Annotated in this window: 16 protein-coding genes; 8 read left to right on the forward strand and 8 right to left on the reverse strand. The window is 42.8% G+C overall.

What is annotated here, in order from left to right:
• Window positions 1–79: 79 nt before the first annotated feature.
• Genes FLP08_RS09690 through FLP08_RS09705 form a run of 4 tightly spaced genes read right to left on the reverse strand, consistent with a single transcriptional unit; the run spans window position 80 to window position 4388 of the window.
• Entirely contained in the window at window positions 80–871 is a 792-nt protein-coding gene (locus FLP08_RS09690) for a (Fe-S)-binding protein (RefSeq protein WP_156276374.1), read from the reverse strand.
• 35 nt (window positions 872–906) lie between these two features.
• Complete coding sequence (locus FLP08_RS09695) at window positions 907–2247, reverse strand: 4Fe-4S dicluster domain-containing protein (protein WP_156276376.1); 1341 nt, start codon at window positions 2245–2247, stop codon at window positions 907–909.
• 6 nt (window positions 2248–2253) lie between these two features.
• Entirely contained in the window at window positions 2254–3207 is a 954-nt protein-coding gene (locus tag FLP08_RS09700) for an MlaD family protein (protein WP_202912760.1), read from the reverse strand.
• A 56-nt stretch (window positions 3208–3263) separates the two neighbouring features.
• Window positions 3264–4388: an N-acetylmuramoyl-L-alanine amidase family protein gene (locus tag FLP08_RS09705; RefSeq protein ID WP_156276378.1), complete on the reverse strand. Its 1125-nt coding sequence runs from the start codon at window positions 4386–4388 to the stop codon at window positions 3264–3266.
• Window positions 4389–4524: 136 nt separating this feature from the next.
• Here FLP08_RS09705 and FLP08_RS09710 point away from each other — a divergent pair, with 136 nt between their 5' ends.
• Window positions 4525–7218 carry a putative LPS assembly protein LptD gene (locus tag FLP08_RS09710; RefSeq protein ID WP_156276379.1) on the forward strand — a complete coding sequence of 898 codons (2694 nt, stop codon included), beginning with the start codon at window positions 4525–4527 and terminating at the stop codon, window positions 7216–7218.
• Between the two features lie 20 nt (window positions 7219–7238).
• Window positions 7239–7622 (forward strand): RidA family protein, encoded by a 384-nt coding sequence (locus FLP08_RS09715; RefSeq protein WP_156276380.1) that lies wholly within the window; start codon window positions 7239–7241, stop codon window positions 7620–7622.
• Here FLP08_RS09715 and FLP08_RS09720 read toward each other — a convergent pair whose 3' ends face one another.
• From FLP08_RS09720 to FLP08_RS09730, 3 genes are all read right to left on the reverse strand, one after another.
• Window positions 7623–7988, reverse strand: a complete 366-nt coding sequence (locus FLP08_RS09720) for a methylglyoxal synthase (protein WP_156276381.1) — start codon at window positions 7986–7988, stop codon at window positions 7623–7625.
• 4 nt (window positions 7989–7992) lie between these two features.
• A complete protein-coding gene (pfkA, locus tag FLP08_RS09725) occupies window positions 7993–8979 on the reverse strand; it encodes a 6-phosphofructokinase (RefSeq protein ID WP_156276382.1) in 987 nt (328 codons plus the stop codon).
• Between the two features lie 124 nt (window positions 8980–9103).
• On the reverse strand, window positions 9104–13477 hold the full coding sequence (locus FLP08_RS09730; protein ID WP_238388477.1) for a translocation/assembly module TamB domain-containing protein: 4374 nt from the start codon (window positions 13475–13477) through the stop codon (window positions 9104–9106).
• A gap of 124 nt (window positions 13478–13601) precedes the next feature.
• Here FLP08_RS09730 and tsaD point away from each other — a divergent pair, with 124 nt between their 5' ends.
• The 6 genes from tsaD to FLP08_RS09760 all read left to right on the forward strand — a co-directional run bounded on the left by tsaD (window position 13602) and on the right by FLP08_RS09760 (window position 18799).
• Window positions 13602–14624, forward strand: a complete 1023-nt coding sequence (gene tsaD / locus FLP08_RS09735; protein WP_156276385.1) for a tRNA (adenosine(37)-N6)-threonylcarbamoyltransferase complex transferase subunit TsaD — start codon at window positions 13602–13604, stop codon at window positions 14622–14624.
• A 1-nt stretch (window position 14625) separates the two neighbouring features.
• On the forward strand, window positions 14626–15339 hold the full coding sequence (locus FLP08_RS09740; protein WP_156276387.1) for a 16S rRNA (uracil(1498)-N(3))-methyltransferase: 714 nt from the start codon (window positions 14626–14628) through the stop codon (window positions 15337–15339).
• Window positions 15339–15989 carry a DUF4159 domain-containing protein gene (locus FLP08_RS09745; protein ID WP_156276389.1) on the forward strand — a complete coding sequence of 217 codons (651 nt, stop codon included), beginning with the start codon at window positions 15339–15341 and terminating at the stop codon, window positions 15987–15989. Before FLP08_RS09740 ends, FLP08_RS09745 begins: the two co-directional genes overlap by 1 nt.
• Before the next feature lie 62 nt (window positions 15990–16051).
• Entirely contained in the window at window positions 16052–16510 is a 459-nt protein-coding gene (locus tag FLP08_RS09750) for a TrmH family RNA methyltransferase (RefSeq protein ID WP_238388478.1), read from the forward strand.
• A 12-nt stretch (window positions 16511–16522) separates the two neighbouring features.
• Complete coding sequence (locus tag FLP08_RS09755; protein ID WP_162431007.1) at window positions 16523–17611, forward strand: AI-2E family transporter; 1089 nt, start codon at window positions 16523–16525, stop codon at window positions 17609–17611.
• Window positions 17612–17617: 6 nt separating this feature from the next.
• Window positions 17618–18799, forward strand: a complete 1182-nt coding sequence (locus FLP08_RS09760) for a class I SAM-dependent methyltransferase (RefSeq protein WP_156276393.1) — start codon at window positions 17618–17620, stop codon at window positions 18797–18799.
• On the opposite strand, the gene flxY is transcribed toward FLP08_RS09760, so the two are convergent.
• Window positions 18800–20065: a flexirubin biosynthesis putative acyl-CoA ligase FlxY gene (gene flxY, locus FLP08_RS09765; RefSeq protein WP_156276395.1), complete on the reverse strand. Its 1266-nt coding sequence runs from the start codon at window positions 20063–20065 to the stop codon at window positions 18800–18802.

Consider the following 20065-nt stretch of genomic DNA (forward strand, 5'->3'; position numbering starts at 1 on the left):
GCTAAAATTGAATTGTTACAAATCTAATTCATTTAGCTATCAGCTCAAATATAGTACCGTGTTTTAACTTTTGATTATTTTAAAGGTCTTCGGCGTTAGCGATCATTTCAGCAACATCCATTACTGCCACGCTGTCCTCTTTTTCCTTGTTCTTAACTCCATCTGTCATCATGGTGTTGCAGAATGGACATCCGGCAGCGATGATTTCCGGCTGGGTCTCAAGGGCCTGCTCGGTCCGTTCTATGTTCACGTCTTTGTTTCCTGGTTCCGGCTCCTTGAACATCTGTCCGCCACCGGCACCACAACAAAGGCCATTTTTCTTGCACTTACGCATTTCTACCAGCTCTACCTCAAGTTTTCTCAAAAGGTCACGCGGAGCTTCATATTCACCATTGGCACGACCTAAATAACAGGGGTCATGAAAAGTGATCTTTTTACCCTTAAATTTTCCGCCTTCAACTTTTAACCTGCCTTCACTTAGAAGAGTTTTAAGGAACTGGGTATGGTGCATCACATCGTAATTACCACCCAAAGCCGGATATTCGTTCTTTAAGGTATTAAAACAGTGCGGACAGGCTGTCACCACTTTCTTGATCTCGTAGCCGTTAAGAACTTCAATATTGGTTGCTGCCTGCATCTGGAAAAGGAACTCATTCCCCGCTCTTTTCGCAGGATCTCCGGTACAGCTTTCTTCGGTTCCCAAAACAGCGAAATCTACACCTGCCTGGTGTAATAACTTCACAAAGGCTTTGGTTATCTTCTTCGCGCGGTCGTCGAAACTTCCGGCACAACCTACCCAGAACAAAACTTCCGGTTTTTTACCTTCTGCCATATACTCGGCCATTGTAGGAACCTTTAGTGCTTCTGCCATATTGCTGATCTTTATCTTATTCTTTAATTCTTAATTTATTTTTCTTCTGCCCAGTTTAAACGATCCATCTGGTTGTAAGGCCAGGGGGCACCATTATTTTCGATATTGGTCATGGCGATGGCCAGCTCGTTTGGAGCCGCGCTTTCTTCCATCACTAAATATCTTCTCATATCCAGAATAATAGAAAGCGGATCAATACCCACAGGGCAGGCTTCTACACAGGCGTTACAGGTAGTACACGCCCAAAGCTCTTCTCTTAATATATAATCGTCCAGCAATTTCTTGCCGTCATCTTCAAATTTACCATTCTTATTGATGATCTCACCAACTTCCTCTACCCTGTCGCGGGTATCCATCATGATCTTTCGAGGAGAAAGTTTTTTACCCGTTTGGTTCGCAGGACATTCTGAAGTACAACGACCACACTCTGTACAGGTGTAAGAATTAAGCAATTGTACCTGGTTCAGGTCAAAAATATCTGAAGCTCCGAATTTATCCGGCTCACCTTCGTCCTCACCTTCAGCTGGAGCAGCAAAGGGATCGGCATTAGGATCCATCATTAGCTCCACCTCTTTCTTCACAGATTCAAGATTGTCGAATTCTCCCTGTGGAACAAGCTTAGACAGGTACACATTCGGGAAAGCCAGTATGATATGCAGGTGTTTGGAGTAGTATAAATAATTCAGGAAAAAAAGTATTCCTAAAATATGAAGCCACCAGGCAGCTCTTTCAATAATTATCAGGGTTGTGTTGCTAAGACCATCCATTAGTGGTAACAAGTATTGACTTACCGGGAAACTTCCCTTGATTCCAGCTACCGAAGCATAATCATCGGCACCGTTTAATTGTAATTGGTAGTCTGCCGCATTCATGGTAATGAAAAGGATCATCAGTACCATTTCGAAATACAGGATGTAATTCGCGTCGTTCTTTGGCCAACCTTTAAGTTCCCTGCTGAGGAACCTCTTAATATTTATCACATTACGCCTTATCCAGAATAGGATCACACCCACAAAAACAAGAAAGGCCAGGATCTCGAAACTAAAAATAAGCACATCGTAGAAACCTCCTAAGACCGAGAATATCCTATGGGTCCCGAAGATACCATCTATAATGATCTCCAGTACTTCGATATTAATGATGATAAAACCAACATAAACAATGATATGCAGGATCCCGGCAATAGGTCTTTTCACCATTTTGCTTTGTCCCATGGCCACGCGGGCCATTTTGGCGAATCTCTCACCTGGATTATCTGAACGATCAACCTCTTTTCCGAGTTTCACGTTCCTGATTACACGTTTGATGTTTCTGGCAAAAAAGCCAATTCCTGCCACCAGGGCAATTACAAAAAGGATCTGCGCAACGATTTGCATGGTTGGTTATTTTAAAGAATCTTTCGGAGGGTCGTATGGACCCGGGTTTTTTCCAAATACTGAAAAATGAACATATCGCTTAGGGTTAAGCTTTACATCCTGTAGCAACTCTTCCAGTTGCTTGGTGGCCCGATCCAGGTTATTATAGACCGCGTCATCATTGATAAGTTTGGCCGCTGTACCGTTACCATTGTTCAGTTTGTTAGACACAGCTTCAAAATCGGCAATCACTTTTTCAAGATTTGTTGTGATCTTGTTGATATTCATGTTTGTAAGCGTGTCTGAGAATTTATTGAAATTAGTAGACATTTCATCCAGATTGGTGAAAGTCCTGTCTAGTTTTTCTGAGTTTCCCTGAACAATACCCTGCAGCTCATTGGCAGTTACCTGGAACGAGGCCACGGTAGCGTCAAGATTTCTGAAGGTTCCCCTAATATTGTTCCTGGTAGAATCGTCCAGGATCTGGTTAATGGCCGTAAGCATAGAATCTGCACTTACGATGGTTCCTTCTAGCTTATTCTGAAGAGGAGTAAGCCTGTCGTTCACTAGCTCCATGATCCCTTCTTCCTTAACTCCGGAAAGAGTGTCACCAGATTCGGCCCAGTCTACACCTTTTTCATATTTCGGGACAATGGCAAGGGATTTTCCACCAATAATTCCACCACCATAGATCTGGGCTTCACTACTCCTGGAAAATTTAAAATCATTTTTAACGGTAAATGTTACCAGTAGGTCACCTGAAGAATTCAGGAAATCTATACTGGTGATTTTTCCAACCTTTAAACCGTTAATAGTAACTTCTGAAGAAGGCGATAATCCTTCCACGTCATCATAGACAGCATAAAAGGTTCGACTGTTGTCCAGCAGATTTTCTCCCTTTAGAAAACTATAACCGAAAATTAAGAGCACTATTGCGATAATAGCTAGCAGGGCAGTTTTGACCTCTCTGGAATATTTCAAAAGCAAATTTTTTAATGGATACGCACAAATTTAGAAATAAATATATAAAAGCAGTGCTATTTCAGCCTAGATTTTAACGCGTCGTTAACCGTTATTTTATTGTCGTTTTTAAAGGCAACAATATAACTGGCTGGGTATCCCGTCTTTATAGCTTCCTGGTGTAATTGCTGAATTTTGAGATAATCTGAGGTTTCACCATAATAGTACTTATAAAGTTTGCCTTCTTTCTCCCTCTCAATATTATGGAGTCCTTTAAAATTATAAGGCTTTGTATCTAGCTTTTTGGAGCCTGCAGCAAGCTGCACCCTAAATACTACATCTTTATAAACCTGGCTGGCCGGTGCCGCGGGCTCGGGTAGATCATCTGCCGGGTGATCTTTGGCGATGGTCTCCAAAAGATTAAGGTTTATGGTATTGCTGTATTCCAGGATGGCATTGGTTATAGCCCTGGCCATATCGTTCTGCCCACGACTACTATTAAGATAAGGCCCTTCCTGGTTATTGGTTAAAAAACCGGTTTCTACCAGTACACTAGGCATATAGGTCTGGTGCAACACGATAAGCCCCATTTGCTTTACGCCACGATCCTTTCTCTTAAGGTCGTTGGTGAATTGCTTCTGAACCATATCAGCCAGAAGTATGCTCTGGTCCAAGTATTCTTCCTGCATGATGGTAAGTCCGATTGTAGATTCCGGAGAGTTTGGATCGAATCCTTCATAGGTAACCTCGTAGTTTTCCTCGAGATAGATCACCGAGTTCTCCTTTTTAGCCACCTCAAAATTAGTGTCGTTCCTATTGAGACCTAAAACAAAGGTCTCGGTACCAGAAGCCTGGGAGCTGTGAGAATTACAATGAACAGAAACAAAAAGGTCAGCTTTGGCCTCATTGGCTATCCTCCCCCTTTCGAATAGTTCGACAAAGGTGTCGGTTTTTCTAGTGTAGACCACTTCTATTCCATCATATTTCTCCAGTTCTTTACCAATTTTGAGAATAATACTCAGGGCGATATCCTTTTCCTTAAAGCCGTTCCCCATATTACCCGGATCCTTTCCGCCGTGACCTGCATCCAGAACCACGACAAACTTATCTCTTACCGGAGGACAATCGGCCGAAAACGCCCTGTTTGAAATGGCAACAAAAAAAATGGTGAATACGAAAAGTTTAAGTAAGTTCGTTCTCATAAAAAGCTAACGCTTAAGTAGGTTGAATATTTTAATTACGATTTTTCCTGCACACCCAAAACTCAGCTGAAAAAATATATGTAATTTTGGATTTGCAAAAAGCAAGCCAATCCGTACAAAAATAGCACTTAAAGCATTGCAAACAAATATCCCCAATACTCTTTTTTGCTTGGTTTTCACGCTGTTCTTTTCAGTAGTTTCTCACGCACAGGAGATTGAAGATAAATCGATTCCCGTTAGACCCGAAAGGGATTCCATTGCCCCTGCCATGCCCGCTCAGGAGATCACGGAGCAACTTGAGCAACAGGATACGGTAAAGACCGACAGTATAAAAAAATCACAATTTTTAACCGACGTCGTTCAGTATACCGCGAAGGATTATATGAGGCTTAGCCCAAAGCAGAATAAAATGTACCTGTATAACGAGGCTAAGATCGTTTATGGAGATATGACCATAGAGGCTGGTCTAATTATTATTGACAATGCCAGAAACGAGGTCTATGCTTATGGAATCGAAGATTCTATAGGTGATTATACTCAAAAACCCATCTTCACCCAGGCGCAGCGAAAAGTAGAACCAGATTCCATTCGCTTTAATTTTGATACGGAAAGAGCATTGGTTTATAATTCAAGAACCCAGGAAGCCGATTTCAATGTAAAAGGAATGGTAACCAAGCGGGAGAACGATTCTGTTTACTTCATGAAGAACGTAAGGTTCACCACCTCAGAAGATGTGGACGATCCTGAATATTATTTTTACGCCAGGAGAATCAAATTTGTTCCGGACAAGAAGATCGTTTCTGGACTGGTGAATATGTATATCGCCGATGTCCCCACTCCACTGGGATTACCCTTTGGGTATTTCCCTCTTACAGATGAAGAGACCTCGGGTTTTATAATCCCTTCCTTCGGGGATAGCCAGTACGGTTACAACCTTCAAAATGGGGGGTATTATTTCGCCATCAGCGATTATGTAGACCTTTTAACCCTGGGAAGTTATTTCACCAACGGCTCCTATACCCTGGAGTTTTCATCTAATTACGCCAAGAGGTATAAATATCGAGGGAATGCTCGGGTTAGGTACGAGAAATTATTCAACAGTGAACGTGGATTTCCAGACTTTAGTGAACGTTCCTCATACAATATTCAATGGAGCCATAGCCAGGATGCCAAGGCCAACCCGAGTTCAAGGTTTTCGGCATCGGTAAACCTCGGTAGTAGTGAATATTACGCTGAATCCATTAACCAGGCCAACCAGGGAAATTTTCTGAATAACACCCTGAGCTCTTCGGTTTCGTATAGTAAAACCTTTCCCGGGGAACCCCAGATAAACCTGAACCTGGCGGCGAGACATTCCCAAAATACCAGGACACAGCAAATTAGCCTTAGTCTCCCCACCTTACAATTAAGCATGTCCAGAATCTTCCCTTTTGCCCCGGCCGGAGGCGCTAAAAAGGGATTATTTCAAAATATCAACCTTCAGTACAATCTAAGGGCAGAAAATCAAATGAATACTACCGATTCTCTATTTTTTAAACCCGAAATGTTCCAGGATGCAAGATTGGGTGCCCAGCATTCCATTCCGTTGGCGACTAATTTCAAGCTATTTAAGTTCCTGAGCGTTAGTACAGGAACCAGCTACCAGGAAACTTGGGTTTCAAAAACCTTTGAAAGATCATACGATCCCGTAATAGACGATGTGGTGGTAGACACCATAAACGGGTTCGATGCTTACCGCACCTATAATTTCAACGCCAGTATTGGAACAACGGTCTATGGTATCAAGAACTTCGGAAAAGACAAAAAGATACAGGCGATAAGGCACGTGATGAGGCCTTCGGTAAGTTACAACATCAATCCTGGTTTCGATCGCTATTACGATACCTACGAAAGGGACGACCCCACTACGCCAGAACAAATAGAACTGGTAGATTATTCACGTTTTGACGGCACGCTATACGGGGCACCTGGAAGGCAGTTTAGCAGCAGTGTTGGGTTTAGTTTAAGTAACACTTTTGAAGCTAAGGTTCGGGATAAGGATAGTACTGCCACCGAACCCAAAAAGATCACCCTGCTCAACAACTTCAGCATCAGCACCAGTTACAACATGGCCGGCGATTCGCTGAAATTATCTCCAATCGCTTTAAGGGGATCCATACCGATCGTGAAGAACAAACTTGATATCAACTTTGGTGGAAACCTGGATATCTACGCCCTTAACAATAACAACAGAAGGATCGATAAACTGAACATCGAAAATGGCGGTAGCCTCTTCAGGCTTACCAGCGGAACGGTGAACTTTGGATATGCTTTTTCCAGCAAGGATTTTGAAGGCGGAGACGAGGTCGAGGAAGATGAGCTGGAAAATGAAACCTTTAGAAACGGTGGAAGACAGGATGATCTTTTCGGCAAGGGAATGGGCCAGGACGGTGAGCTGTTTGAGGAAGATCCCTTTGAAGGACGGGAAGAAGAGAACGAAAGCTCCTGGTATAATTACAAGATCCCCTGGGATGTCAGGCTGGCCTATTCCATGAATTATACTAATTCGGCCAGGCAGAATGATATTTCGGCACATTCCATCATGTTCAACGGGAACGTTGAATTAGCCCCGAAATGGCAGGTGGGAGTGAGTTCAGGTTACGACCTGGTAAATAATGGTGTCACTCCAACCCAGTTAAGGTTTCAAAGAGACCTTAACAGCTGGATGATGAGCTTTGCCTGGACACCTTTTGGCCCGAGAAAATCCTGGAACTTCCTAATTAGGATCAAGGCGAATGTACTTAGCGATATCAAGTACGAACAGAGAAGAGCTCCAGACCGACAATTGTAAAATTCCAAAAACTTATAAGTATGAAAACTACTGTAAAAACTGCGAACGCTCCGGCTCCTATTGGACCTTATAACCAGGCGGTATATGCCGGGAATACCCTTTACATTTCAGGGCAGATCGCGATAAACCCAAAAAGCGGTGATCTTATTACCGATGATCTGGAAAAGGAAACCATACAGGTTCTTGAGAACTTAAAGGCTATTCTACTTGAAGCAGGCCTTAATATGAACCACGTGGTAAAGACTTCGATCTTTATTAGCGATATGAACAATTTCGGAAAGATCAATGAGGTTTATGCCCGCTATTTTGATTCAGACATGGCTCCGGCAAGAGAAACTGTAGAAGTTGCCAACCTTCCCAAATTCGTGAACGTTGAGATTAGCGCGATCGCGGTGAAATTCTAATTATTCCAGCCCCTTCATCAATAATCCGGCAGTAGCCGGATTGGTGGCCAGGGCTACATTATGCACGTCGCATAATCGCATGAGCATAAAGATATCGGGTTCATGTGGATGTTTATCCATAGGATCCCGAAAGAATATTACCATATCTACCTTACCTTCTGCGATCCTCGCGGCGATCTGAGCATCACCTCCCAGGGGACCAGACAACAACTTTTCCACCTCGTAGCCGGCAGCTTCGGTTTTGGCACCGGTAGTTCCAGTAGCGATAAGATTCACTTTTTTAGACTGTAGCGTATCCCTGAACTCATTCAGAAACTGAACCATTTCAGGTTTTTTCCCATCATGGGCAATGATTGCAATGGTCATAAATTTAAGTTGAAAGGATTTCGGAAATTCGAAGAAGGTCCTTATTGATCTTATGCTTTCCCTTTGAAGCCTGGTCGAGACTACAGGATTGCATCTCATTATTCATCATTCCCACCATCAGGTCCTTTTCTCCATCAAGCAAAAGCTCAACCGCTTTTACCGAAAGCCTGCTGGCCAGAACACGGTCAAAACAGGTAGGTTTTCCTCCTCTTTGGATATGCCCCAGCACGGTTACCCTCGCATCATAATATGGCAGATTTTGTTTTACATATTCGGCGAGTTCAAATACGTTCTTACCGATCTTGTCACCTTCAGAAACTACAACGATACTCGAGGTCTTCCCAGCCCTCCTACTTCTTTCAAGAGAATCGAGCAGCCTTTCCAGTCCCAGGTCTTCTTCCGGGATCAGGATCTCTTCGGCACCAGCACCAATACCACTATTAAGGGCAATAAAACCCGCATCGCGGCCCATCACTTCCACAAAGAAAAGCCGGTTATGAGAACTGGCCGTATCCCTGATCTTATCGATAGCTTCCACGACCGTATTCAGCGCGGTATCATAACCAATGGTATAATGGGTTCCGTAGATATCGTTATCGATGGTTCCGGGTACACCTATAACAGGTATGTCATGCTCTTCACTAAAGACCTGGCCACCGCGGAACGTACCGTCCCCGCCAATCAGGATCATGGCGTCAACTTTAGCATCCCTTAGATTCTGCGCGGCTTTTGCACGGCCTTCCTTGGTAAGAAATTCCTTGGACCTGGCAGACTGAAGGATAGTTCCTCCCTGGTTCACGATATTACGAACACTTCGGGCATTCATATTTACAGAGTCTCCTGAGATCATTCCCTGGAAGCCCCTGTAATATCCAACACAATCTGTATGATAATAGGCGCAGGTCCTTACCACCGCCCGTATAGCTGCATTCATTCCTGGTGAATCCCCACCGGAAGTCATGACCCCGATTCTTCTTACTTTCTTACTCATAAAAAATGATGCTTATTGAAACTTAAATCTACGAACTAAATTTTCAAGAATAAAGCTCGTTGCCGTTTATCCCAAAAATAAAGGGATAAGAGGAAAACTGAACTAAATAAATATTAAAATTATGCTAGTTCTGGCTCTCAGAAAAAAAGTTTATATACTGCGGGGCAAAAGATTCAGTAGCTTCCACCTTATCTACCTCTTCGGTGTTTTTAGCGATCTCGGTATTTGCGATCTTGCGGATTAGCTCCTTAAAGGTGTCAAAATCTACATTGTATGAAAGTCCTACTCCCTGGGTGAAACCTATTTCTTCTCCAATGAATTGAATATTGTTTTCACGGTTAAAAACCTTGGCACGTAGTGTTCCGTCCTCGTTCAGCAAGAATTCTATCTCCAGGTCTCCAATGATCACCGACTCGGTAACCCCTCCAATAGGAACTCCAACCTGGCCATTAATGATCACCCTTTCTGAGATTTGCGTAGAAAGGGTCAGTCCAAAGCGGTCCACGGTTTGCTGGTCTGGGGTGCGATCTCCCTGTACGTAATTGACCCCAACCTGGAATTTACCATCATCGTCGGCAAAAATATCATTAACGATACTGGATGCTCTTTCGGCAAGGGTTCCGTAAATGGCAGCGCCACGAAGACCGAATTCACTGTAGAACGTACCCTGGGTTACCAGGAACAATGCCTGGAGCTCTGTGGTGGCACGGTCGTCTATCCTGTACTGAAGTTCAGATTTTACGGTAGAGCTTGCACTTGGAAAATCTATTTCGAAGCTAATATCAGGTTGCTCTATCTCTCCCTGCAGGTTGATCACCACTTCAACGGGAATCTTTCGGTTCACTGAAGGATTTTCAAGCAGTACCGCCGGGTTCGCATTTAGTGAGTAAACCGCGCTTACATCCAGCTGGGCATCTGTAGGGTCTCCATCCCAGTTGATACTTCCGCCAGATTCTACCGTAAAAACCTTCTGTACCAGGCCGGCGTATTTAAAATTATACACCCCTTCGTAGACAATAAAGTCCCCCCACATATTGAATTTACCATTGGTATTAATCTCCAGCAAAAGGTTCCCGGATCCACGACCTCTCAGGGTACTACCACTGGTCTTATCGACTACCACCTCCACTTCAGCCTCATTGGTAACATCAAGGTCAAAGATCATTTCCAGGCCTTTCACCTCAGGGATCTCGATCTCTTTCCCGGCTAACCTGGCAGCTTTTTCTTCCGGACTTAAGAACCTGATAAAGGAATTATCGCCCACAGATTCAGTATCACTCAAAGGAATTTTAAAAACAGTCCCCCTTTCAGTAGCGGCAGTTACATCTATCACCAGCTCATCTGTAGGTCCCTTGATGGTCGCTTCACCGTCAATAAAAGCGGTCCCATAATATAAAGCATCTTCATCTGCTTCGGTATCCAGCACCAGCATTCGATCTGAATTTAAAGATAGATCAAGAAACCATTCAGAGAAATTTCGATGAGAAATAGTACCGTCCAGTACTCCCTTGGTCTTGTACTTAGTATCTACAATGTCAATATTATTAAAAACGAACTGCTGCTTGGTAAGGTTCACCCTGGCCTCGTTCTGGAAGTCTATATCCACATTAAGATAAGGAATTTTTAGACCAGCCTTTGAAAGCCGGAGACTACCTGAAAAATCAGGGTTTTTATAATTACCCGTGACAAAAGCCCGGCCCGTGGCGAAACCCCTAATATCGGTAAGTACATCTGCACCCAATGGTGTAAAAATAGCCATATTGAGCCTGTTCAGGTTCACTTCCAGGTCTATCCTGGGCTCATCTCCCCGCAGGCTTATATCTCCAATAGCCGAAAGGGATTCAAAACCCTCTTTTTTTAGAAGGGCATAGACTGAATAATTGGTAAGATCTTCATTCCCTTCCACATTCAGGTTCAAATTACCCATAAAGGTATCGTTCACTTTCAGGGAATCAATGCTTAGCTTAGTATTGGGAAAATAGGCGCCGTTTTCCTGAAGTAGATCCAGGTCTCCATTCAAAGTTCCGGCAAGGTCCAAACTATCAATTTCAGGGGTTATCTTACCAATATCAACGTTCACGAATTTCATCTTGAAATCCTTATAGGACGAATCCCGCATTTTCCCGCTTAGCCTGATCTCTTCATCCTGGTGACTCATTACCAGGGAATCGATTTTGAGGTCCCTGAAATTATTATCGAAAATAATGCGGTTGTTCTTATTGCTTTGTTCATTAAGGTACCAGACCTTTTCCTTGAACTTGAAATCTGATCTCTGGATTCCCACTACCGATTTATTTTCCTCGTTAATGGTATGGAACAGGTTCAGGTTAAAGACATCGTTGTTCTCTTCCCCGCCTTTGAATTCAGACCTTATGAAAAGTGTGTCCCGCTGGGTCACGTTAATGAAACTGAATTCAGAAAAATTATAAAGGTCGGTCGCGACACTATCGGCTTCAAAAAAGGTGTTGTAAATAGGGTTGGTATTATCTACCTGCAAATTGATATCCTCCACCATATTATCAAATATGTCGATTCGAGGAGATTTAAAGGTTAGACGGAATTCAGATTCATCAGATTCTACTCTTCCCCGGATAAAGGTGTTTGGCGCAAGTTCGATCTCGGGGAAGAAAACTTCCACGATCTGGTTATAAATATCAAAATCGAACTCCATAAACTGGTTGGTAGTAATAGTTTCAGGTTTGTAGTTGGTGTAGATGCTACCAATGGAATTCCTGAAAAGAGCACCCACCTCGCGGATATTAAACACCCCGGAAACTTCTCCGCTTATCACATCTGGAGAATTAATGGTGATGGTATGCACCGGCCCCTCGAAACTTGAGCTAATATTTAGATCATCGAAATAATAAAGATCATTCTGGTTTCGGTAAGAGGTATTTAGAAGTAAGATATCACCAAAGGCATTATCGATATTGGTTCCTTTCATATTCATGATCACATCTCCCTTGAACACCGAAACGCTGTCCCTGCTAACAAAATTCAGGGCATTTAGGTCGGCATATTCTACCGAGGCCTCAAAATCGTAGACATTAATATCTTCAGAAACATCTATAAGACCATTGAATTCCATCTGCAGGTTCGGATCATCTGATACAAAATACCCGTTAAACAGTGGATTCCGCAGGTTTCCGATAAGACGAATATCCTTGTAGGTATAGTTGTTATACGTGATCTTGGAAACCGCTCCTTTCAGCTTGGTATTGAGATCTTCAGGATTGAATCCGCCACCATCAAAATCTATATTGAAACTCGTTTTTCCCAGTTTTTCATTTTTGATAAATTTCCCAAGGTTAATGTCCTTAAAGATCAGTTTCCCTTTATAAGTAGACCTTGCAGAACTATTGAAATTGTTAAGCACAAAATCTGCATCTGCAGATCCCAACTGGCTGGTCAGGTAAACATCTGCATCCAAGGAAGAGCTGGTGACCAGGGTATTCCCTTTCAGATTCACATTCCCAAAATCCCGCAGGTTTTCCGGAAGTTTACCCTTCAATGGTCCCGGCAGGAAGTTTACCATATCGTAGTAATTGGTATTGAAATCTGAAAAGCTGCCATCCATTACGAAGGTATCGGGGTCTTTAGAAAAGGATCCTTCAATTTGGAAATTACCGTAGATCTCGGTCCTGTCCAGACCCTGTAACTGGAAATTCTCTAAATAGAAATCATTAAGCGTACCGGTTAGGCTGGTCTGAAAATTCAGCACCTGGTCGTCTCCAAAACCGTCGTAAAACGCTTTCAGGTCGTTACTGGAAAGCACACTTTCCCTGAATTTTGCATTTACCTGCACCAGGTTTTCGAAATCGGCGAAATCTGAAAGTTCATAGTTAAAATAAAGATCGGCATTAATGAGTGAGCCCGGGGTTTGCAACTGCATTTCCTCAAGGTGCATCCTGGTAGGATCGTAATGGAATTGGGTGGTAAGATTGTCTATCTCGATGCCACGGTGCTCGTATCCCTTCAGCATGGAAATATCTATATCGATATTGGCTCCGTTCACCTGCAGTTCGTTGGCATAGATATTAAGATCGTCTACGACCACCACATCGTTGGCGTCAAGGTTTTCGTCAATATAACTATAACGGCTGTTTAAGATCTGTACATTTTCAGCATGAAGTTCAAAAGTTGGAGCATCACCTGTAGGTTCCTTGCGCAATTTTTCGATCAAAATACCAAGATTATCCCTGTCTTCATCCTTATAGCGCTTCATCCTAAGGTCCAGGCCTTCTATGCGGGTATCACCCAGTTCTGGAGAGTTGTTAATAAGATTTGCGAAACCAAGGATGGACGAACGCACCTCTCTTGCGGTAAGTAAGGTATCTTCATGATGATCCTCAACATATATTTCATTGAGTTTCAGATTCCCAAAATAGCTGAGAGAAACCCTGCCTATGCTAAGGTTTACGTCGTTCTTTTCTTTGAGAGACTCGGTAAGTCTTTTTGCTACAGAGGTTTGTACTGCAGGAATAGAAAATACTATCAATAAAATAATGAATAACAAAACGAGGGCAACCAGCGTTTTAGTTAGTATTTTCCAGAATTTTTTGATACGTTATTATGTTTTAACTTTGCGTCTAATTTACAACTTCTATGTTCAATTATTTCTGATGCCAGACCAAAAAATAAATATTCTCGCCATTGAATCATCCTGCGACGATACCGCTGCGGCTGTACTTTGCAACGGAAAAATCCTTTCCAATATTGTTGCAACCCAGGAAGTTCACAAACAATACGGCGGTGTAGTTCCAGAATTAGCTTCCAGGGCTCATCAACAAAACATCGTACCGGTGATCCACCAGGCCCTGGCCAAGGCAAATATCGATAAAAAAGATGTTTCTGCAATCGCTTTTACCCGGGGTCCGGGATTAATGGGCTCCTTGCTGGTAGGAACCTCTTTTGCCAAATCACTTTCCATGGGTTTGAATATCCCGCTTATCGAGGTGAACCATATGCAGGCGCATATCCTGGCACACTTTATCGAGGAACCTGATTTCGATAAGCCTGAATTTCCGTTTCTGGCCATGACGATTAGTGGCGGCCATACCCAGATCGTTAAGGTGACAGATTATTTTGAAATGGAAGTGATAGGCGAAACCATAGATGATGCCGTTGGAGAAGCTTTCGACAAAAGCGCTAAAATTCTCGGCTTGCCCTATCCCGGCGGGCCCTTGATTGATAAATATGCTAAGGAAGGGAATCCTAAAGCTTTCAAATTTCCCAAACCAAAGGTAGACGGACTGAATTTCAGTTTCAGCGGATTCAAAACCGCCGTCCTGTATTTTGTTCAGAAAGAGACCAAGGCAGAACCGGATTTCATCGAAAAGAACATCAAGGATATTTGTGCGTCCATTCAATATACCATCATTGGTATCTTAATGGATAAGCTGAAAAAAGCGGTAAAGGAAACCGGAATTAATCAGGTTGCTATTGGCGGAGGTGTTTCGGCGAATAGCGGAATAAGACAGGCTTTGTTGGATGCTGAAAAAAAATGGGGTTGGAAATGTTATATCCCGAAGTTCGAATATACTACAGATAATGCGGCGATGATCGGCATTGCGGGATATCATAAATTCCTGAAAAAGGAATTCGCAGATTACGCAGTCACCGCTCAATCCAGATATAAATTCTAAGATGCAATTATTCTTTAATCCCGATATTTCTGAAAAGGATAAGCTGGTAACTTTTCCCAAGGATGAAAGCAGGCATATTATAAAGGTCCTCCGAAAAAAAGAGGGCGATGAGCTAAATATCACCAACGGAAAAGGCCTGTTATTCAAGGCCGAAATCATTCAGGCAGATATGAAACAGTGCGTGGTTAAGATCCTGTCTTCTGAAGAACAGCCTGCCCCGCCCTATTATTTGCATATGATCGTGGCGCCAACCAAAATGAACGACAGGTATGAATGGTTCCTGGAAAAAGCCATGGAGATAGGCGTACACGAAATAACTCCCGTTATATGTGATCATAGCGAAAGAAAGGTGGTTAAACTGGAGCGTTATGAAAGGGTTCTGCTAAGTGCCATGAAGCAATCCCTACACCTGAGCTTTCCTAAATTGAATGAGCCTGTCAGCTTTCAGGAACTCATGGAAAAACAGTTTAAAGGGTCAAAGCTTATTGCCCACTGTGAGAATGTAATGGAAAAACCATACCTTCAGAAAAAGGTACATCCCTGGCAAAGGGTGAATATTCTTATTGGTCCCGAAGGTGATTTCAGCACTCAGGAGATTGAAGCAGCCCTAAAGAACGGATGGCATCAAATAAGTCTTGGGGACAGCAGACTTCGAACTGAAACTGCTGCCATCGTCGCCTGCCACACCGTAGCCATGGTAAATCAGGAAATTTAATGAAAAAACTAATCTTATTATTCACTTTCATTTTTATGGCCTTCCCTTTTACAGGAAAAAGCCAGGAAATCGCGGTTTTGAAATATAATGGTGGTGGCGACTGGTATGCCAATCCCACGGCCCTGCCCAATCTTATCAAGTTCTGCAATTCCAACATCAGCACGAACATCGATACCAGGCCGCAAACCGTAGAGCCCGGCAGTACCGATATTTTCCAGTTCCCGCTGGTTCATATGACCGGGCATGGGAATGTGATCTTTAACGATGCTGAAATCGAAAACCTAAGGAATTATCTTTTAAGCGGCGGATTTCTTCACATAGACGACAATTACGGGATGAATGAATACATTCGGAAAGAGATCAAAAAATTGTTCCCGGAAAAGGAACTTACCGAAATCCCTCCCAACCATCCTATTTTTTCGGCTGCTTACGATTTCCCGAACGGCCTTCCGAAGATACATGAGCATGATGCCCTTCCCCCACAGGCCTTCGGGATCATTGAGAACGACAGGCTGGTATTGCTTTTTACATTTGAAAGTGACCTGGGCGACGGCTGGGAAAGCCCAGACGTACACAACGATCCTGAAGAAGTAAGACAAAAAGCCCTGAAGATGGGTGCTAACATTGTAAAATATGCTTTCGAAAATTGAGTGAACAACTTTCCCACACAGAAACCTCCTTTCCGCAGATTAATTTTCCCATAATCCTCCTTATGGATAATATTACCGGGGAAGCAAATATTGGAAGCCTTTTTCGCCTGGCGGATGCCTTTGGAATAGAAAAGATCGTGTTCTGCGGCACCAAACCAAATCTTAGCAGTAACCGATTAAAAAGAACGGCCAGGAATACGCATAATACCGTAGAGCATGAATTTTACGAGGATTCAGTAGAAACTGTTAAAAGTCTGCTGGCCCAAAACTATAAAAGCTTTGCCCTGGAAATTACTTCCGGTAGTTCTCCGATCGATGAAGTAAAGATCTCTGCAGACGAGAAGATACTTTTAGTAGCTGGAAATGAGCGTCATGGAGTTTCAAATGAGGTATTGGAATTATGTAAGGCCACTCACCATATTCCCATGTATGGCAAAAACAGCAGCATGAACGTGGCTCAATCTGTAGGAATCGCTCTATATGAAATCACAAATAGCATAAACAAGTTTCGTAAGAAATAATATATTTACGCTGTGAAAGCACACGATTTTGCCAACGGAATTTTAAGGGCTACCGGTATCATGATAGGTATCGTGCTCTTATTGTATTTCCTGTGGGAGGTGCAGTCGGTGATCGTTTATGTTGCAGTGGCGGGGGTTATCGCCCTTATTGGACGCCCCATCGTTATCTTTTTAAGGAACAAGCTGCACATGCCTAATCAGCTGGCGGTGATCACGGTTCTTATCCTGGTGCTGGCGATCTTTGTAGGAATTATTTTTGTGTTCGTTCCTATCATCATAGAACAGAGCAAATACCTGGGACAGATAGATATCGAAGCTTTTAAAAGCGACCTGAACGATCTTAATACCCAGATCAATAATTACCTGGGCGTTGAAGAGATTAACATTATAGAAGGTCTTAAACGAAGTGAGTTTGTAAGGAATTTTGATGTAAGCCTTATCCCGCAGTTCCTTAATAATGTATTTGGTATCCTTGGGGCGACCATGGTGGCCGTTTTCTCTATTCTGTTCATCTCCTTTTTCTTTCTGAAGGACAGTAAATTGATGCTGAACAGTATTCTGGTATTCGCCAATCGCGGGGAAGAGCAGAAATTCCAGCGTGTTTTCAATAAGATCAAGGTTTTACTATCAAGATATTTTGTGGGGCTCACCCTGCAGATCATGGTTCTTTTCATACTATACACGATATTACTTTCGGTATTCGAAATAAACAACCCGATCGCCATCGCTTTCATTTGCGCCTTTCTTAACCTGGTACCTTACCTGGGACCATTACTGGCAGGTATCCTGATGGCTTTATTCGTAATTTCCAGTTTCCTGGGCGCAGATTTTAGCAGCATCATCTTACCAAGACTTATTTATGTAATGCTTGGCTATGGGATCTGTCAACTGATCGACAATTTCATTTCGCAACCTATGATTTTTGGAGCCAGTGTAAAATCACATCCTTTGGAGATCTTTCTTATTATTCTAATTGCCGGCCTTATGTTCGGGATCACCGGAATGGTGGTTGCGGTACCCTTTTACACGGCATTGAAAGTGATCGCCAAGGAATCCCTGAGTGAATACAAGATCGTTAAAAGGCTAACCCGAGACCTCTAAAATCTCATGCTGAACAAGGCCCTGCTTGATCCGGAAGTTTCCAGATTCATCAGAGAGAATCTAAACAAAGACCTTCCTTCGCTTATTCTCAAAGGAAGTCCCTTTAAAAATATAAGTGCACAGGAACTGGCGATCCAGATCAAAGGTCTAAAAGTGGCAGAGAAGAAGTTTCCTGAGCTTTCTCGCAATGCTGATATCATTTACCCACCCAAGCTTAACCTGGAGCAGACATCTTCGGAAATAACCGCGAAATACAAGGCTTCCCTTATTTCAGGAAAAACGGGAATAGACATTACCGGGGGCTTAGGAATTGATTCCTATTACCTTTCGAAGAATTTTAAGGATTTCAACTATTGTGAGCTCAACCGGGAACTTGCTGAAATTGCCGATCACAACTTTAGGGTGCTGGAAGCTGAAAATATAAAAGTCCATACAGGTGATGGATTAAAGGTGCTTGACGATTCCGAAAAAAGGTTCAATTGGGTCTATGCCGACCCTGCCAGGAGAGATGACCATGGAGGAAAAGTATTCAGGTTCGAAGATTGTGAGCCCAATATTCCAGCCAACCTGGAATTACTAATGCAACACACCGATAATATCCTGGTAAAAAGTTCACCTATCCTGGATATCACTTTAGGTTTGAATGAACTGAAGCATGTAAAGGAAGTTCATATAGTCGCCGTTAGAAACGAGGTAAAGGAACTTCTCTGGATCCTGGAAAAAGGTTTTACCGGAAAAGCCCTGATAAAAACCATTAATTTTGAAAAGAACGTTGTTCAGGAATTTTCTAAAAATGAAAAGAATTCTTCTTTAACTCCTGAATTCAGCCTGCCAGAAAACTTTCTATACGAGCCTAATGCCGCCATTATGAAAAGCGGGTTGTTCGATCTACTGGCCGAGAAAACCGGCACCAAAAAACTACATCGTTATTCCCATCTATATACCTCGGCGGAGCTAAAAAGTTTTCCAGGAAGGAAGTTCCAGATTGAAGATATAAAACAATATAAGCCTGCTGAGTTAAAGAAATACTTTAAGTCAAAAAAAGCCAATATTACCACACGGAATTTTCCGGAAACAGTCGAAAATATCAGAAAGAAATTCAAAATAAAAGATGGCGGTAAAGATTATATATTTTTCACTACCAATATGAACGAAGACAAGATCGTGATCTTTTGCAGGAAAGCATGATCAACGCAGGTCCCTGAAAATTTGTGGCTTCCTGCTGCCTTTGGGGAAGCTTAATTTTGAAATTTCTGAAGCCTCCAATTGCTTAATTTCCGGAGCAACCTGCAAACGAGACCTGAAGTAGTCTCTTAGCTCGTCAATTCCCCGGAAATCTTTGGGTACGATCACGCAAAGCCTGTCGTTATTGTATTCATCTAAAGAAGCTTCTATTAGAAACTGACCGACTTTCGCATAAGAATTAAACACCTCTATAATATGCTGTGGATACAAACTGGTGCCCTTAAGTTTGATCTTTTGCTTCTTCCTGCCTATCACAGGTCCAAGTCGCCTGGAATCAAGACCACAAGCACAAATATCATCGTTATAGCTTAACATGTCGCCAGTGGCAAACCTGAGCAATGGCATGGTTCGGGTTCCTAATGGAGTGACCACCAGTTCTCCAATCTCACCAGGCGCCACCTGCCTTCCATTCTCATCAAGCACTTCTGTGTAAATTAGGTCTGAAGGAACATGATTACCAATATGCTCATGGCATTCTGTAAAAGCGGTAGACATTTCGGTAGAAGCATAAGTAGAAAACAGTTCTATATCCCAAAGCTGATTGATCTTTTCACCCAGGGCATTCAGATTAAAATCCTGGTCCCGCAATGGTTCTCCAATGCAGATAGCTGCTTTTACCGAAGAATTCCTGAAGTCTATATTGTTCTCCTGGGCGTAGCTTATCATTTTCAGTAAAAATGAAGGCACTGCCACCAGGTAATCTGGATTAAACCTTTCTATACTTTCCCATTGTAATTGCGGCAATCCGCTACCCGTCCTTATAATACCGGCACCCAGTTTCCTTAAACCTAGAAAATAAGCCAGGCCAGCCATGAACCTGCGGTCCAGGGTGGTAGTGATCTGTACCTTATCTGAGCTTTTTACTCCCGCCAGCTGAAAAGAGCGGAATTCATTTTCAGCAAGGCGATCAAGATCGGCGTTATTGAGAGCGAAATTTACCGGGCTACCTAGGGTACCCGAAGTTGTCACATAATCTATAATATCATGCTCATGAACCGCAAAAAATTCTTGGTTGTACTTCTGAAGATCTTCCTTAGTAGTTAATGGAATTCTTTGCAGATCCTCAAATGAGCGAATCTCTCCGGCAGAAATATTCAGGTCCCTGAACAAACGCCTGTAATAGGGCGAATTTTCTGCAATATAATCCAGCTGCTTCCTGATCAACTTCCATTGTCCAGTGGTTGCGGTATTCATTGAATTATGGCTCAT

The sequence above is a fragment of the Christiangramia aestuarii genome, assembly GCF_009735585.1.
GTDB classification, from domain to species: domain Bacteria; phylum Bacteroidota; class Bacteroidia; order Flavobacteriales; family Flavobacteriaceae; genus Christiangramia; species Christiangramia aestuarii.